Raw genomic sequence first — 15514 nt, forward strand, 5'->3', positions numbered from 1 at the left:
CGCCGCACCGGCGCCACCCCCGGGATCGTGACCGGACCGAGACCCGGGTCGTTGCTCGTGCTAACCGTCGTGAAACGACGGGGAAACAGGGTCTTGTGAGCATCGCTGGCGGCAGGGGGCCCGATCAGCACGACCGGCAGCGCCGTCCCACGGACGCGCCGCGAGGAAGGACCGCCTCATGACCCGTCCCGTCCCCCGTCGGCGGCCGCGCCCGCGCGCGGCGCTCGTGGGCGGCCTCGCGCTGGCCGCGGCGGCGCTCGCCGCCCCCGCGCACGCCGCCCCGTCCGTCACCGCGGTCACGCTCGGCACACCGGCCTCCGTCGAGGTCGGCGCGGAGATCACGGTCACGGTCGCCGCGACCGGCGCCGTCGACCTCTACGCGTACGACCTGGCCGTGGCCTACGACCCGGCGCGCGTCGCGCTCGTCGACGACTCGGTCGTCACGCCCGACGGCGGCTTCGCCGACGTGACCGACGACGACGCCGGCACGGTCGCCGTCGCGCAGACGCGCCTGGGCACCTCGCCCGGGCTCGAGGGCGACGTCACCCTCGCGACCCTGACGTTCACGGCAGTCGCCGACGGCGTCGCGACGTTTACCGTGCCCGCGGCCACGCTCGTCGGCACGGACTCCGCCATTGTGACCCTCACGGACGCGGCGACCGGCACGACGACCGTCACCACGACCGCGGCCCCGCCCACCGACGAGCCGACCGACGGGCCGAGCGACCCGGCCGACGACGGCGGCACCCCGACCCCCGGGGACGACGGCGCGTCCGACCCGTCGTCGTCCCCGACGGGGTCCGGCTCCACCGGGCCCCTCGCCACGACCGGCGCGAGCGTCGCGTGGTTCGCCGGGGCCGCGCTGCTCGCGGTCGTCGTCGGCGTCGGGATCCTGCTCGCGCGCCGCCGGGCGGCCACGCGATGACCGGCCCCCGTCCCGACCTCACGCCCGCGCACCGCGCGCCCGTCACCTCGAAGGAGTCGTCCGTGACCACCACCCACCGGCGCGCCGCCACGGGCGGGCTCGCCACCCTGACGATCGGCGGCCTCGTGCTCGGCGCCGTGAGCGCGCCCGCCGCGACCGCGGCCCCGGAGCCGCGGACCGCGCCGCTCCTCGCGCCCTACTGGACCGAGCTCGACCTCACCGGCGACGCGCAGGTCACCACGGCCGACCTCGACGTCGTCGCCGCGGCGCTCGGCGCCACGTCCGGCGACGCGGGCTGGGACGACGTCGCGGCCGCCGACGCGGACGACGACGGCACGATCACGGTCGCCGACCTCGCCGCGGTCTCGCAGCGCATGGTGTACGACGACGGCCCGTTCGAGCTCGTCGAGGCGTCCGTCCTCGACATGCAGGCCGCGATGAACGCGGGCACGACGACGTCGGTCGAGATCACGCAGGAGTACCTCGACAGGATCGCGGCGTACGACGCGACGCTCGTGGACCCGGGCGCGGGCGGTCGGGCGCTGCACTCGATCATCACGACGAGCGACGTCGCGCTGGAGGCCGCCGCGCGCGCCGACGCGGTGCGCGCGAGCGACGGCATGACGAGCCTGCTGCTCGGTGTGCCCGTCGCGGTCAAGGACAACTACGACACGAGCGACATGCCCACGACGGGCGGCTGCGGGTGCTGGGACGCGAACCAGACCGCGACCGACGCCGCGATGGTCGAGGGCCTGCGCGCCGACGGCGCGGTGATCCTCGCGAAGGCCAGCCTGGACGAGTTCGCGTTCGGCTTCGTGTCCGAGCACTCCGCGTTCCAGGCGGCCGGGACGAGCACGCTCGTCGCGAGCCCCTACGTCACGAGCCGCACGGCCGGCGGGTCGAGCGGCGGGACGGGCGCGGCGATCGCGGCCAACCTCGCGGGCCTGGGCCTCGGCACGGACACCGGCGGCTCGATCCGCGTGCCGTCGTCGTACAACCAGCTCGTCGGCGTCCGACCGACGGTCGGGCTCGCGAGCCGGGACGGGATCATCCCGCTCGCGCTCAGCCAGGACACGGGCGGACCGATGGCGCGCAGCGTCCTCGACGCGGCCGTCGCGCTCGACGCGGTCGCGGGCGTCGACGCCGCGGACCCGGTGACGTCGCGTCAGGAGGGCAGGGTCCCGGCCTCGTACACGCAGTACCTCGACGCCGGCGCGCTCGACGGCGCGCGGATCGGCTACGTCCCGTCGATGATCGGCACGAACACGACCACGCGCCGGCTGTGGGAGGAGACCCGCGCGACGCTCGAGCGGCTCGGCGCGACCGTCGTCGAGGTCACGCCGCCCACGACGTGGTCGCCCGTGCTGCCGAACGGCTTCGCGAGCGTGCTGAACGAGGGCTCGGGCTCGACGAACGAGTTCAAGCACGACCTCGACGCGTACGTGGCCGCGCACCTCGCCCCGCAGGTCGAGGCCCGCTCGCTCGCGGGCATCGTGGAGTCCGGGCGCTACGTGCCCTCGCGCCGCAGCACCTACGTCTCGCGCGACGCGGTCGCCGAGGAGACGTACCAGGCGTGGGCCGGGCCCGAGGGCAGCCACACGAAGGTGCTCGCCGAGGGCAAGGAGCTCGTCACCGCGATGCTCGACGACGCCGACCTCGACGCGCTCGTCTACCCGAGCGCGAACCCGTACGGCACGATCGGCACGAACCTGCGGCTCAGCCCCAACACCGGCCTGCCCGCGGTGTCGGTGCCGATCGGCCAGGCGGTCGAGTCCGACGCCACCGTGACGGGCGGCGGCGTCAACCTCGAGCTCCTCGGCCGCGACTTCGACGAGGGTCCGCTGCTCGGGCTCGCGTTCGCGCTCGAGCGGGCGACGCACGCCCGCACGAGCCCGGCGCTCTACGGCCCGCTCGGCTGACTCGGGCGTCCCCGCGCGCGACGGCGGCCGGTCCCCTCGGGGCCGGTCGCCGTCGGCGCGTCCGTCCACCCGCCGTGACCGAAAAGCGGCTTTCCGTACCGGGGTGGTACTGTCCGCGCTGACACCGCTATCACCTCAGCGCCGAGGAGACGTACGGATGACCAGCAACGGCTTCATGTCCCGCAGGCCCGCGACCAGGACGGCGACGTCGTCCCGCCTCCGGCGGATCGCGCTCGCGGCGATGACCGCGGCGAGCCTCGCGCTCGGCGGCACGGCCGCCGCGGCAGCCGCACCCCCACCGGCCGGCTCCGGCCCCGCTCCCGCCGCCCCGGCCCTCGCCGCCGAGGACCTCGCACTCCCCGCCGCCGAGGCCGACGACGACGGCTGGTTCACGAGCTGGGCGCAGTCGCAGCAGCGCGTGTCCACGAAGAACTTCGACAACCAGTCCCTGCGCATGGTGACGCGCCTGAGCCAGGGCGGCGACGCCGTGCGCATCCGGCTGCAGAACCAGTTCGGGACCGGTCCGGTCGTCATCGACCAGACCAACCTGGCGCTGAGCGCGGGCGGCCCGGCGATCGTCCCCGGGACGGATCGCGTGCTCACGTTCGACGGCGCACCGAGCGTGACGATCCCCGTGGGCGGCGAGGTCTGGAGCGACCCGACGACGATCGGCACCGCCGCGCAGGACGAGCTCGCCGTGACCTTCTACCTCGCGCGCCCGACCGTGACGAGCCTGCACGACCGCGCGGGCCGCAACAACTACGGCGCCCCGCTCGGCTCGGGGAACCTCAACGGCTCGGTGTCCGGGGCGTCCTTCACGGAGAACCTGCCGTGGACGTACTTCGTCAGCGCCGTGGACGTCTACAACACCGACCTCGCGGGCACGGTCGTCGCGTACGGGAGCTCGGTCGTCGACGGCGTGGGCAGCGAGAACTGCGGCCCCGGCTGCGACGCGTTCGGGCAGGACCGGCGCTGGACCGACGAGCTCGCGCGCCGCGTCGTCGCCGAGCTGCCCGCGTCGCAGCAGGTCGCGGTCGTCAACGAGGGCATCAGCGGCACCACGAGCTCGCCCGTGTGCGGCGGGGGCGGCCTGGACGGTGTCTCGCGCCTGGAGCGCGACGTCCTCGCCCTCCACGGCGTCACCGGCGTGATCTTCTACTACGGCACCAACGACCTCGCGAACGGCTGCACCGACGAGACGATCCTCGCGAGCTACCGGCAGATCTTCGAGCGCCTGCGCGCCGCCGGGATCGAGGTGTACGTCACGCCCATCACGCCCCGTCCCGGCTACACCGCGCTGCAGAACCAGCGCCGCGCCGTCGTCAACGCGTTCGTGCGCGAGGGCGGGAACTGCAGCGGCACGTGCGACGCCGTCTTCGACTTCGACGCGGTCCTGCGGGACCCGGCGAACCCGACCTCGATCTACCCGCCGTACGACACGGGCGACGGCGTGCACGCGAACGTCGCGGGCCAGGAGGCCATCGCCGCCTCGATCCCGGTCGAGCGCCTCGTCCCCGCGGGCCCGGCGGTCACGACCGACGTCCGCGAGCGCTGCCTCGCCGGCACGCCCTACCTCGCCGTGCGCGTGACCAACGACGCGGACGTCGCGCTCGACGTCGACGTCGCGACCGCGTACGGGTCGCGGTCGTTCGCGGGCGTCGCTCCCGGGGCGAGCGCCTACCAGGCCTTCCCGGCGCGCGCCGAGCCCGCTGACGACACCACGGTGACGGTCACGGCCCGCGCCTCCGGGGGCGGGGGCCGCGAGACCGTCGAGGAGGTCGTGCACGCCGCGCCCGACTGCTGACGGCGAGGCGTCGTGGGCCGTCGACCGCGGACGCGAGCCCGCGGCTCGGCTCTTCGACCCGTCACGGCCGGGTGACGTCGAGCAGCGCGTCGACGGACCCGGCCGACTCGACGAGGCCCGCCCAGCCGGCGTCCGCGACGACCTGCGCCTCCGCGTCGGTGAGCAGCCGCAGGGTGCGCACGTGGCCGACCACCGCGCCGTCCGCGTCGCGCACGTCGTCCAGCTCGGTGCCCCAGCGCGATCCCGTCGCGACGATCGCGGAGATCCGCGTCCCGGTGAGGAAGGGGTCGCCGTTGCGCCACGGCGTCCCGAGCGGCGGGGTGCGGCGGTTGACCGCCACGTCGTCGCACACGATCCGCAGCGCGACCAGCCCCGCGCCCTCCTGTCCCTCGGCCACCTCGACGGCGAGCTCCACGGGCGGGCCCGCGTCGACGGGGAGCCGTGAGACCCCGGCCGTGAGCAGCGTGGTCGGGCCGCCTGCCGGTCGCTTGACCACGACCATGACCGAGCCGCCGAGGCGTTCGTCGAGCAGGACCGGTGGGACGCCGAACGCGTCGAAGACGTGGTTCGGGAAGGCGTCGTGGCTGGCGGCGAGTGGGACGTCGGTCATCGCGGCAGCCTAGCCGCGGCCCGGGTCCCGACCCGCGACGGACGCCGCTACGTGAGGCCGCCCACCTCGGCGACGACGCGCTCGGCGAGGGCCGCGAGCGCCGCGAGCTCGTCGGGCGTCGCGAGGTCGACGAGGTGGCGGCGCACGGACTCGACGTGCGCGGGGGCGGCGGCCTCGAGCGTCGCGAACCCGTGGTCGGTGAGCACGACGACGGCGTTGCGCCCGTCGTCCGGGTCGGGCTCGCGCGTGACGAGCCCGCGCGTCTCCATGCGTGCGAGGTGGTGCGAGAGCCGGCTGCGCGACCAGAGCATGCGCGCGGCGAGCTCGCGGAGCTGCCACCGGTGGCCGGGCTGCTCGGAGAGCGTCGACAGGACGTCGTAGTCGGGGTCGGACAGCCCGGAGTCGCGCGCGAGGTCGCGGGCGAGCGCGACGGGCAGCACGGTCTGCATGCGGCGGTAGGCGCGCCAGGCGCGCTCCTCGTCGGGCGTGAGCCAGCGGGGCGGTGCGGCGTCGGTCATGGGACCAGCATCCCACACTCGTTGACATGTCATCGAGTCCCGTGCTTGGATCGATGACATGTCAACGACACGTCGCCTCGTCCAGCTCGTCGCCGGGCTCGCGCTCTTCGGCGCGAGCATCGCGCTGCTCGTGCGCGCGGAGCTGGGCCTGTTCCCGTGGGACGTGCTGCACCAGGGAGTGGCGCGCGCGACCGGCCTCCCGCTCGGCGCCGTCGTCATCCTCGCGAGCGTCGTCGTGCTGGCGCTCTGGGTCCCGCTGCGCCAGCGGCCGGGGCTGGGCACCGTCGCCAACGTGGTCCTCGTCGGAGTCTTCGTCGACCTCACGCTCGCCGTGCTGCCCCCGGCCGACGCGCTCGCGCCGCGCATCGGCCTGCTCGTCCTCGGCGTCGTGCTCAACGCCGCCGCGACGGGGCTGTACATCGGCGCCGGGTACGGGCCCGGGCCGCGCGACGGGCTCATGACCGGGCTCGCGGCGCGCGGCTGGCCGCTGGGCTGGTCGCGCCTCGCCGTCGAGCTCGCCGTCCTCGGCGTCGGGCTCGTGCTCGGCGGCACGGTCGGCGTCGGGACCGTCGTCTACGCCCTCGCGGTCGGACCGCTCGTCCAGCCGTTCCTCGCCCTGTTCACCGTCCGGGCGCCGCACTCCGCGGACCGCGCCGGTTCCGTTCCCACCCCCTCAGGAGACCCCTCGTGAAGCTGCTCGTCGTCGTCGCCAGCACCCGCCCCACGCGCGTCGGCCCGGCCGTGGCCGACTGGTTCCTCGCCCAGGTGCCCGCCGACACGGACCTCGAGGTCGACGTCGCGGACCTCGCCGAGATCGCCCTGCCGTTCCTCGACGAGCCCGTGGACGCACACTCCGGGGGCTACGTGCACGCCCACACGCTCGCGTGGAGCGCGCGCGTGGACGCGGCGGACGCCGTCGTGCTCGTCATGCCGGAGTACAACCGCGGGTACACGGCCCCGCTGAAGAACGCGCTCGACTACCTGGCCGACGAGTGGCGCAACAAGCCGGTGGGCTTCGTGTCGTACGGGATGTCGTCGGGCGGGATGCGCGCCGTCGAGGCGATCACGCCCGTCGTCGTCGCGCTCGGCATGCTCCCGGTCGGGGCCGCGGTGACCGTGCACCTGCGCCGCTGGCTCGGCGAGGACGGCCGCGTCCACGACGACGGCACCCTCGCCCGCGCCGCGGCGCGCCTGCTCGGCGAGGTCCGCCGCCTCGCCGCGCTCCTGCGCCCCGCACCCGTCCCGGCCGCCTGAGCCGGTCCCGTCGCCGCCCGCGCGTGCCCCGTCGAGGCCGGACGTCCCCATGGCGGCTTCTCTCGAAGCCGCACAGCCTCGGTCAGCCCTCGGCCGGGTGAAGGTTGGCGAACAGGTCGTTGAGGGCTTCGGTCATGGAGGGATGCGTGTAGATCTCGTCGCGCAGCCGGCTGGCGGTGATGCCGTGGCGCATGGCGAGAGCCACGGTGTTGATCGTCTCGTGCGAGTCGTGGCTGAGCATGGTGACGCCGAGGACCTGGTCGGTCTCGGCGTCGACGACGGCTTTCATGACGCCGCGCGGGTCGTGCACGATGCGCGCGCGGGGCACGGTGGCCATGTCGGCGACGTTGCGGGTGGCGATGCGCAGGGGGCGGCCGGTCGCACGGGCCTCGGTCTCGGTGAGCCCCACGCGGGCCAGGGGCGGGGTCATGAAGAGGGCGAACGCGACGGCTCGACGGTCGGTCGTGGTGCGTCGCCCGGCGCCGGTGAGGTCGTCGAGGACGATGCGGTAGTCGTCGAGGGAGATGTAGGTGAACTGAGGGCCGCCGTTGACGTCGCCGACCGCGTAGACGTGGGGCTGGGTGGTGCGCAGGTGCTCGTCGACGATCACCGCGCCGTTCGCATCGGTCTGGATGCCGACCGCGTCGAGGCCGAGGTCGGCCGTGTGCGGGCGGCGCCCGAGTGCCGCCAGGACGGTGTCGGCGCGCACCGTCCGCTCGACGCCGGCCGGGTCGGCGAAGGTGACGACGGACGCGGCGTGGTCGTCCTTGACGTCGGTGACGACGACGCTGGTGTGGACGGTGACGCCCGCGGTCGTGAGGATCTCGGTGGCCGTGGCGGCGATGTCGTCGTCCTCGCTGCGCAGGATCCGGGGTCCGCGCTCGAGGAGCGTGACGCGGGTACCGAACGCGGCGTGCATCGAGGCGAACTCGACGGCGACGTAGCCGCCACCGATCACCACGAGGTCGTCGGGTCGTTGAGGTCGCGCGAGCAGCTGCGTGCTGGTGACGAGGTGGAGGCTGTCACGCAGCCCGGGGACGGAGGGCAGGACCGGGTCCGCTCCGGTGTTGATGACGATCGTCCTCGCCGTCACGCGCAGGGTGTCGCCGCCGGCGCGCACCGTGAGGGTGTGCGGGTCAGTGAAGCGCGCCGTGCCGGTGATCACGGTGACGGCGTCGAGGGTGTCGAGCATCGAGAAGTTCTTGCCGCGCAGCAGTGCGGTGAGGTCGGCGGTGCGGCGCGCGGCCTGCTGGTAGCGCCCGGGTCCGGGGCCGCTCAGGGTCTCGGCGTCGTAGACGAGGGCCTTGGTGGGGACGCAGCCGATGTTGATGCACGTGCCGCCGTACATCTGGTCGGACTGCTCGATCATGGCGACGCGCTGACCACGTCGACCCAGGGCGGCGGCGAGGGTCTTGCCGCCCTTGCCGAACCCGATGACGGCGAGGTCGACGTCGAGCTCGGTGGGCAGAGCGCTGCTGGTCTCGGGGGCGCGGGTGGTCATGGTCAGGTCCCGGTCTCCGGCGGTGCGCCGCTGCACGGTCTCACCTCGACCGGCGCACCGGACGCGATCGTGCTGGTCTGCCGGGTGATCTGCCGGATCATCGTCGCGAGTTCCTGCGGCGGCGGAGCGCCCGCCACGGGATCGCCCCGAAGGCCTGGACGAGGTACGTCATGAGCCGACGGTAGGCCGGACCCTCCTGGCGCGCCAGATGTCGGGGCAGCTAGTGGCGCGCCGGCCGCCACCCGGTCCCGCGACGCTCGTCGTCCCCTCCGAGGCCGGCGCCGAGCGCGGCGAGCACGAGCAGGTCGACCGTGAGCCCGGCGACGCCGACCCACTGCAGCGCCCGGAACACGAGGAGCTGTGTGAGCAGCAGCGAGACGAGCACGCCGCGCCGCACCCACACGGCACCGGCCCGGCGGTCCTCGGCCCGCCCGCCGCGCGCGACGACGACGCCCGCCACGACGCACGCGACCGTCGCCGCCGCGCCCACGACGATCCCGACGCCGACCCAGCGGGGCACGTCGATGCCGCCGCCGAGCACGCGCAGCCCGGCCGCGAGCGACCCGAGCGCCGTGCCGAGCACGAGGACCACCACGACGACGGCCGCCCAGCGCCGCTGGAGGGCGGCCGCGAACCACGACGCCGCGCGCCGCACGAGGGCGCGCACCGGGTCGGGCACGTCGACGTCGTCGCGCGGCACGGCCTCGACGAGCGCCGCCACCTCGTCCGCCGCGGGCTCGCCGCGCCCGAGCTCGACGAGCGCCCGGGCCTCGGCGCGCGCGTCGTCGGTGAAGCCGCCCGCGACGCCGGCGACGGCCCGGTCCGTCGCGACCGCGAGGTACTCCGCCGGGTGGTGCCGACGCCGGCCGTGCAGGGCCTCCACGACGAGGACGAGCACGACGACGGTCGCGTAGATGAGCGCCGCCGTCGGCTCGTAGAAGTAGTCGTTGTCCGCCGTGACGAACTTGCCGATCTCGTCGACGAACAGGCCGAACCCGACGCCGCCGAGCACGGCCCCGAGCGAGCGCAGCGCCGGGCCGACGAACGACAGCAGCACGACCACGGCGAGCGCCATCCCGAGCCCGCCCCACAGCACGTGGGCGACGTGCAGGTCTCCCCCGCCGACCTGCGGGTACCCCGACGCGGCGAGGAGGAAGCGCGTGACGAGCACGGTCGCGACCGTGACGACGAGGAACGTCACCAGGTGCCGCACCGCGGCGGTGTCCCGGGCGACGCCGAGGCGCAGCGCGCCGCCCCGCCGGGTCAGCCCGGCGGGAGCGGTGCGCGCGCTCTCGCTCACCGCTTGCGCTTCTCCCGCACGCGCACGCTGATCTCGATGGGGGTGCCCTCGAAGCCGAACGTCTCGCGCAGGCGACGCTCGATGAACCGGCGGTAGCCCGCCTCGAGGAAGCCCGTGGCGAAGACGACGAAGCGCGGCGGGCGCGTGGACGCCTGCGTCGCGAAGAGGATGCGGGGCTGCTTGCCGCCGCGCAGCGGGTGCGGGTGCGCCGCGACGAGCTCGCCGAGGAAGGCGTTGAGGCGACCCGTGGGGATGCGCATGTCCCACGACTCGAGCGAGCGCTGGATCGCGGGCACGAGCCGGTCGGTGTGCCAGCCGGTGCGCGCGGAGACGTTGACGCGCGGCGCCCACTGCACCTGCACGAGGTCCTTCTCGATCTCGCGCTCGAGGTACGGGCGACGGTCGTCGTCCATGAGGTCCCACTTGTTGTACGCGATGACGAGCGCGCGCCCCGCGTCCACGACCTGGGAGATGACGCGCGTGTCCTGCTCGGTGAGCGGCACGGACGCGTCGACGAGGACGACCGCGAGCTCGGCCTTCTCGATCGCGGCCTGCGTGCGCAGCGACGCGTAGAAGTCGGCGCCCTTCGTCTGGTGCACGCGGCGGCGGATGCCCGCGGTGTCCACGAGCACGTACGGGACGTCCTTGATCGTCACGAGCTCGTCGACCGGGTCGCGCGTGGTGCCCGCCGTCTCGTCCACGACGACGCGGTCGGAGCCGGCGATCTTGTTGAGCAGCGACGACTTGCCGACGTTGGGGCGCCCGACGAGCGCGACGCGGCGCGGGCCGGTGGGCCGCACCTCGCCGTGCGCGGACTCGGTGGGCAGGGCCGCCATCGCGGCGTCGAGCAGGTCGCCCGTGCCGCGGCCGTGCAGGGCCGAGACGGGGTGGGGCTCGCCGAGGCCGAGGCTCCAGAGGTAGGCGGCGTCCGCCTCGCCCGACTGACCGTCGACCTTGTTGGCGCACAGCACGACGGGCTTGCCGGACTCGCGCAGGAGGCGCACGACGCGCTCGTCCGTGGCCGTCGCGCCGACGGTCGCGTCCACGACGAAGAGGACCGCGTCGGCGAGCGAGATCGCGACCTCCGCCTGGTCGGCGACCTTCGACTCGATCCCGGCGACGTCGACCTCCCAGCCGCCGGTGTCGACGAGCGTGAACCGGCGGCCGGCCCACTCGGCGGGGTAGCTCACGCGGTCGCGCGTGACGCCGGGCTTGTCCTCGACGACGGCCTCGCGACGGCCGAGGATGCGGTTGACGAGCGTCGACTTGCCGACGTTGGGCCGCCCGACGACGGCCAGTACGGGCAGCGGGGCCTCGGGCTCGTAGCCCTCGACGGGCTCGCCGTCGGCGTCGAGGAGGACGAGGTCGGTCTCCTCGAGCTCGTAGTCCTCGAGGCCGGCGCGCAGCGCGCGCTCGCGAGCCTCGTCGTCCGCGGAGTCCGCGAGCGCCAGGGGCTCCTCGGCCTGCCCGACGGCGTCGGTCTGTCCGGGCGTGCCGGTCTGGGCGGGGTCGGGTGTGGTCATGGGGTCCATTCTCCCAGGCCGCGCGCCGGGCTCCGAACGAAGCCCGGCCGGTGTGGCGTGCGGCACGCCGCCGGGCCCGCGATCCGTCAGCCGGCCGCGCCGTCCCGGAGGGCGGCGAGACGCTCGACGACGGCCCGCACGACGTCGTCCGGCACGGGCTCGGCGAGCGGGAACCGCAGCGTCCCCTTGCCGTCCTGGTAGCGCGCGACGCGGCGCGCGAGCGCGTCGTCGACCTCCGGCACGGGGTACAGCGACACGTGGTGCGCCCAGCCGGCGAGGTAGACGACGTACCGCCCGTCGCGCGTGAACGTCGGGATGCCGTAGCTGATCCGCTCCTCCAGCCCGGGCACCGTGTCGTGGACGACGGCCCGCAGGTGCGCGACGACGTCGCGCGCGTCCGGGGCGAGGGTCGCCAGGTACTCGTCCACGGTCGTGGGCTTGCCCGGTGCGTCGGCCATCGGTCCTCCCCGTGCGCTGCGGTGCGCGCGCTCCACGACCGGACCGGGCGCCTGAGCGTGAACCTACCGCGCGGCGGGCGTGCCCGCGAGGCGCACGAGGACGACGCCCGCCACGACGAGGACACCGCCCGCGGCCTGCACGAGCGTCGGCACCTCGCCGAGCAGGAGCCACGCGATGACGACGGCGAACAGCACCTCGGAGAGCCCCACGAACGACGCGAGGCGCTCCCCCATGCGCACCGTCGCGGCGACGCCGGACACGTACGCGAACGCCGTCGCGACGAGCACGACCACGGCGAGGGGGACGAACCACGGGACGGACGAGCCGAGGAGGGCCACGTCCTCGAACCGTGCGGCGAGGGGCAGCAGGCCCACGAGTCCCGCGGCGCCGAGCCCCGCGGCGCCCACGCCCAGCCCGGCGGCGGCGAGCGCGACGGGCGGCAGGCGCGTCGGGCGGGCCGAGAGCACGAAGTAGGTGCCCACGCCCACGGCCGCGCCGAGGGCGAGCAGGACGCCGACGAGGTCCGGGCGGGCGCCGCCCGGGTCGACGACGAGCACGAGCCCGGCGACCGCCACGACGCAGCCCGCGAGCGTGAGCCGGGGCGGGACGCGGCGCGTGCGCACCCACGCCAGGCCCACGAGCAGGACCGGGGCGAGGTACTCCACGAGCAGCGCGACCCCGACGGGCATGCGCGCGACGGCCGCGAAGTAGCACAGCTGCGTCCCGGCGACCGCCACGAGGCCGAAGCCGAGGACGAGGCGCCACTCGGCGCGCAGCAGGCCGTGGCTGCCGCGCAGCGCGACGGCGGCGAGCGGCGCGAGGACGAGCGCGGAGCACAGCGCGCGGGCGAGCACGGCGGCGCCCGGTGACCAGCCGGCCTCGAGCAGCGGCTTGACGAACGGGCCGCTCGCGCCGAACGCGAGCGCGGACGCGAGACCGACGAGGATGCCGGTGCCGGGTCGGTCGCCGACGACGTGCGCGACCGCCCCGTCCGCGCTCACGCCGCCGCCCGCCGCTCCCGGTTCGGGTCGTCCAGCGGCAGCGCGACGCCCGTGCGCGCCACGGTGTCCGCGACGAGCGCGGCGAGCGCGGTGCGGATCCGCTCGTTCGCGTCCTCGAGCGCCTGCTTGCCGCTCGTGCCCGGGGCGCGCTCCACCTCGAACGGCTCGCCGAACCGGACGACGAGCCGGCGCCGCAGGCCCGGGAGCCGGTTGACGCCCTCGCCCGTGCGGCGCGTGCCGAGCACCGCGACGGGGACGACGCGCGCGTGCCCGTTGAGCGCGAGCCACGCGACGCCCGCGCGGGCCGACGTCGCGTCGCCGCGGCCGCGGTTGCCCTCGGGGAAGACGCCGACGGCCCCGCCGCGGCGCAGCACCGCGAGCCCGGTAGCGAGCGCCCGGCGCCCGCCGGCACGGTCGACGGGTATCTGGCCCGCCGCGCGCAGCACCCAGCCCACGGGCCCGACGAACATCTCCTCCTTGACGAGCACGTGCAGCGGGCGCGGCGCGACGCCGAGCACGACGGGTCCGTCGACGAAACCCGTGTGGTTGGCGGCGAGCACGACGGGTCCGTCCGCCGGGACGTTCTCCGCGCCGATCACCTGCGTCGCCCACACGACGCGCGCGAGGAAGCGCCCGACCCAGCGCGACCACGCCGGCCCCGCCGGCGACGGCACGCGGTCCGCGGACGCCGCGGGGCTCACGAGCCCTGGCGCGGGCCGACCACCCGCCCGGTGACCTGCGTGACGACGGCGAGCACGGCGTCGACCGTCTGCTCGAGGTCGAGGTCGGACGAGTCGACGGTCACGACGCCGTCGGCCGCGACGTGGAACTGAGAGACCGTCGCGTCGTCGCGGTCGCGGCGCAGCACCTGGTCCTTCGTCGCCTCGACCGCGGCGGCGTCGGCCGTGCCGTGCACGTCGAGGGAGCGCCGTGCCAGGCGCGCCTCCTCGCTCGCCGTGAGCAGCACGCGCACGTCGGCGTCGGGCGCGACGACGGTCGTGATGTCGCGGCCCTCGGCCACGACGCCGCGCCCGCCCGCGTACCCCTCGGGCGTGCGCTCGGCGTCGATCACCGCGCGCTGCAGGCGCCGCAGCTCGGCCCGCACGTCGAGGTTCGTCGCGACCGCGCTCACGGCCGTCGAGATCTCGGTCGAGCGGATCGCCTCGCCCACGTCGGTGCCGTCCACGTGGACGGTCGGGGCCGACGGGTCGAGACCCATGACGAGCGGCATGACGCGCACCGCGCGCGCGACCGCGACCTGGTCCGTGAGGTCCTCGCCACGGCGCAGGCACCACCACGTCGCCGCGCGGTACATCGCGCCCGTGTCGAGGTACGCGAGCCCGAGCCGGCGCGCGACCCCCTTCGAGACGCTCGACTTGCCCGACCCGGACGGGCCGTCGACGGCGACCGTCAGCGGGCCCTCGTGCGCCGCCGCGCCCTGCGCGCTCACTGGGCCAGGTCCTTGCGCAGCGTCGTCGCCCCGTGGAGGTACACGTGCTGGACGGCGGAGCGCTCGACGTCGAGCTCCGCGTGCGCCATGAGGCGCACGACGCGCGGGAGCGCGCCCGGCACCGCGATCTCCGTCGCGCACATGAGCGGCACGTCGCCGAGGCCCATCTCGCGCGCCGCCGCCGCCGGGAAGTCGGCGACGAGGTCGGGCGTGCACGTGAAGAGGATCGAGATGAGCGCGTCGGTGTCGACGGCGTTCGCGTCGAGGACCGCCCGCACGAGCTCTCGCGTGCGCTCGAAGAGGTGCTCGCGCTCGTCGGCGTCGAGCTGGGTCGCGCCCCGGATCGCCCGGACCGGCATGGATGGTGCTCCTTCGTGCGGGACGGCCCGCCTCGCGGCGGTCCGTCGGGGTGGTGGTGCGGCGGCGGGCTAGAGCCCGACGCTCGCCATGAGGGTGCCGAGCTCCGTGCGGCCGAGGACGCGCGTCGTGCCCGGGCGGAGGTTGCCGAGCGCGATCGGGCCGATGCGCGTGCGCACGAGGCGCGTCACGGGGTGCCCGACCTCGTCGAACATGCGGCGCACGACCCGGTTGCGGCCCGAGTGCAGCACGACCTCGATCATCGTCTGGTCGGCCACCTGGTCCACGACCTTGTACGCGTCCGCGCGCACGACGCCGTCCTCGAGCTCGATGCCGTGCAGGAACCGGTTGGCGACGTTGCCGGGCACCTTGCCGCGCACCGTGACGAGGTACGTCTTGGCGACCTCGTGCGACGGGTGGGCGAGGTGGTTGGCGAGCTCGCCGTCGTTCGTGAGCAGCAGCAGGCCCTCGCTGTCCGCGTCGAGGCGGCCCACGTGGAACAGCCGCTCTGTCCGGTCGGCCACGAGCTCGGCGATCGACGGGCGGCCGTCCGGGTCGTGCATCGTCGACACCACGCCACGCGGCTTGTTGAGCGCGAGCGTCACGCGCGACGAGTCGAGCTGCAGGCGCATGCCGTCCACGTGCACGACGGCGCTCGCCGGGTCGATCCGCACCCCGAGCTCGCTGACGCGCACGCCGTCGACCTCGACCCGGCCCTGGGTGATGAGCTCCTCGCACGCGCGGCGCGAGCCGAGGCCCGCGGACGCGAGCACCTTCTGCAGGCGCACGCCGTCCTCGACGTGCACGTCGCGCTGCGGCTCGGCCGGCTTCCCGCGCCCCGCACGGCGCGGCGCGCCGCCGGCGCGGCCCGCGCCCGGACCACGACCGCCGCC

At 75.4% G+C, this 15514-nt stretch carries 16 protein-coding genes; 5 read left to right on the plus strand and 11 right to left on the minus strand.

The features are described 5' to 3' along the window. Positions 1-178: 178 nt before the first annotated feature. The 3 genes from GYH36_RS12615 to GYH36_RS12625 all read left to right on the plus strand — a co-directional run bounded on the left by GYH36_RS12615 (position 179) and on the right by GYH36_RS12625 (position 4648). Positions 179-925, plus strand: coding sequence for a cohesin domain-containing protein (locus tag GYH36_RS12615; protein WP_162290012.1), 747 nt, complete (start codon positions 179-181; stop codon positions 923-925). Between the two features lie 62 nt (positions 926-987). After that, positions 988-2844, plus strand: a complete 1857-nt coding sequence (locus GYH36_RS12620; protein WP_312028626.1) for an amidase family protein — start codon at positions 988-990, stop codon at positions 2842-2844. A gap of 157 nt (positions 2845-3001) precedes the next feature. Next, positions 3002-4648 (plus strand): GDSL-type esterase/lipase family protein, encoded by a 1647-nt coding sequence (locus tag GYH36_RS12625; RefSeq protein WP_246209379.1) that lies wholly within the window; start codon positions 3002-3004, stop codon positions 4646-4648. Positions 4649-4709: 61 nt separating this feature from the next. Here the strand turns inward: GYH36_RS12625 and GYH36_RS12630 are convergent, their stop codons facing one another. Together GYH36_RS12630 and GYH36_RS12635 are read right to left on the minus strand one after the other, a co-directional pair. After that, positions 4710-5258: a suppressor of fused domain protein gene (locus tag GYH36_RS12630; RefSeq protein WP_115942601.1), complete on the minus strand. Its 549-nt coding sequence runs from the start codon at positions 5256-5258 to the stop codon at positions 4710-4712. Positions 5259-5305: 47 nt separating this feature from the next. After that, positions 5306-5776 carry a MarR family winged helix-turn-helix transcriptional regulator gene (locus GYH36_RS12635; RefSeq protein ID WP_162290014.1) on the minus strand — a complete coding sequence of 157 codons (471 nt, stop codon included), beginning with the start codon at positions 5774-5776 and terminating at the stop codon, positions 5306-5308. 58 nt (positions 5777-5834) lie between these two features. Between GYH36_RS12635 and yczE the strand changes: the two genes are divergently transcribed. Further along, a complete protein-coding gene (gene yczE / locus GYH36_RS12640; protein ID WP_162290015.1) occupies positions 5835-6467 on the plus strand; it encodes a membrane protein YczE in 633 nt (210 codons plus the stop codon). Next, entirely contained in the window at positions 6464-7030 is a 567-nt protein-coding gene (locus GYH36_RS12645) for an NADPH-dependent FMN reductase (protein WP_162290016.1), read from the plus strand. Before yczE ends, GYH36_RS12645 begins: the two co-directional genes overlap by 4 nt. Positions 7031-7112: 82 nt before the next feature. Here the strand turns inward: GYH36_RS12645 and GYH36_RS12650 are convergent, their stop codons facing one another. From GYH36_RS12650 to GYH36_RS12690, 9 genes are all read right to left on the minus strand, one after another. Continuing rightward, a complete protein-coding gene (locus GYH36_RS12650) occupies positions 7113-8531 on the minus strand; it encodes an FAD-dependent oxidoreductase (protein ID WP_162290017.1) in 1419 nt (472 codons plus the stop codon). A gap of 220 nt (positions 8532-8751) precedes the next feature. Beyond that, the gene (locus GYH36_RS12655) at positions 8752-9831 is read right to left on the minus strand and encodes a hypothetical protein (protein ID WP_203231821.1); all 1080 of its coding nucleotides are present in this window, start codon (positions 9829-9831) and stop codon (positions 8752-8754) included. Next, positions 9828-11363 carry a ribosome biogenesis GTPase Der gene (gene der, locus GYH36_RS12660; protein WP_115942604.1) on the minus strand — a complete coding sequence of 512 codons (1536 nt, stop codon included), beginning with the start codon at positions 11361-11363 and terminating at the stop codon, positions 9828-9830. Before der ends, GYH36_RS12655 begins: the two co-directional genes overlap by 4 nt. A gap of 77 nt (positions 11364-11440) precedes the next feature. Beyond that, entirely contained in the window at positions 11441-11812 is a 372-nt protein-coding gene (locus tag GYH36_RS12665; protein WP_024840251.1) for an iron chaperone, read from the minus strand. Between the two features lie 63 nt (positions 11813-11875). Continuing rightward, on the minus strand, positions 11876-12814 hold the full coding sequence (locus GYH36_RS20350; protein WP_162290018.1) for an EamA family transporter: 939 nt from the start codon (positions 12812-12814) through the stop codon (positions 11876-11878). Further along, on the minus strand, positions 12811-13515 hold the full coding sequence (locus GYH36_RS12675; RefSeq protein ID WP_024840249.1) for a lysophospholipid acyltransferase family protein: 705 nt from the start codon (positions 13513-13515) through the stop codon (positions 12811-12813). Before GYH36_RS12675 ends, GYH36_RS20350 begins: the two co-directional genes overlap by 4 nt. Then, positions 13512-14264: a (d)CMP kinase gene (gene cmk, locus GYH36_RS12680; RefSeq protein ID WP_162290019.1), complete on the minus strand. Its 753-nt coding sequence runs from the start codon at positions 14262-14264 to the stop codon at positions 13512-13514. The genes GYH36_RS12675 and cmk overlap by 4 nt, the downstream gene beginning before the upstream one ends. Continuing rightward, complete coding sequence (gene aroH, locus GYH36_RS12685; RefSeq protein WP_115942606.1) at positions 14261-14623, minus strand: chorismate mutase; 363 nt, start codon at positions 14621-14623, stop codon at positions 14261-14263. Before aroH ends, cmk begins: the two co-directional genes overlap by 4 nt. Before the next feature lie 69 nt (positions 14624-14692). Beyond that, a partial coding sequence (locus tag GYH36_RS12690) for a pseudouridine synthase (protein ID WP_312028627.1) occupies positions 14693-15514 on the minus strand: 822 nt, incomplete at its 5' end.

The organism is Cellulosimicrobium composti (assembly GCF_010287905.1).
GTDB classification, from domain to species: domain Bacteria; phylum Actinomycetota; class Actinomycetes; order Actinomycetales; family Cellulomonadaceae; genus Cellulosimicrobium; species Cellulosimicrobium composti.

Excerpts from the sequence above, each read along its gene's own strand:
- yczE (WP_162290015.1), top strand. The coding sequence starts at position 5,835 with ATGTCAACGACACGTCGCCTCGTCCAGCTCGTCGCCGGGCTCGCGCTC.
- GYH36_RS12625 (WP_246209379.1), top strand. The coding sequence starts at position 3,002 with ATGACCAGCAACGGCTTCATGTCCCGCAGGCCCGCGACCAGGACGGCG.
- aroH (WP_115942606.1), bottom strand. The coding sequence starts at position 14,623 with ATGCCGGTCCGGGCGATCCGGGGCGCGACCCAGCTCGACGCCGACGAG.
- GYH36_RS12630 (WP_115942601.1), bottom strand. The coding sequence starts at position 5,258 with ATGACCGACGTCCCACTCGCCGCCAGCCACGACGCCTTCCCGAACCAC.
- GYH36_RS12635 (WP_162290014.1), bottom strand. The coding sequence starts at position 5,776 with ATGACCGACGCCGCACCGCCCCGCTGGCTCACGCCCGACGAGGAGCGC.
- GYH36_RS12615 (WP_162290012.1), top strand. The coding sequence starts at position 179 with ATGACCCGTCCCGTCCCCCGTCGGCGGCCGCGCCCGCGCGCGGCGCTC.
- der (WP_115942604.1), bottom strand. The coding sequence starts at position 11,363 with ATGGACCCCATGACCACACCCGACCCCGCCCAGACCGGCACGCCCGGA.
- GYH36_RS12650 (WP_162290017.1), bottom strand. The coding sequence starts at position 8,531 with ATGACCACCCGCGCCCCCGAGACCAGCAGCGCTCTGCCCACCGAGCTC.
- GYH36_RS12665 (WP_024840251.1), bottom strand. The coding sequence starts at position 11,812 with ATGGCCGACGCACCGGGCAAGCCCACGACCGTGGACGAGTACCTGGCG.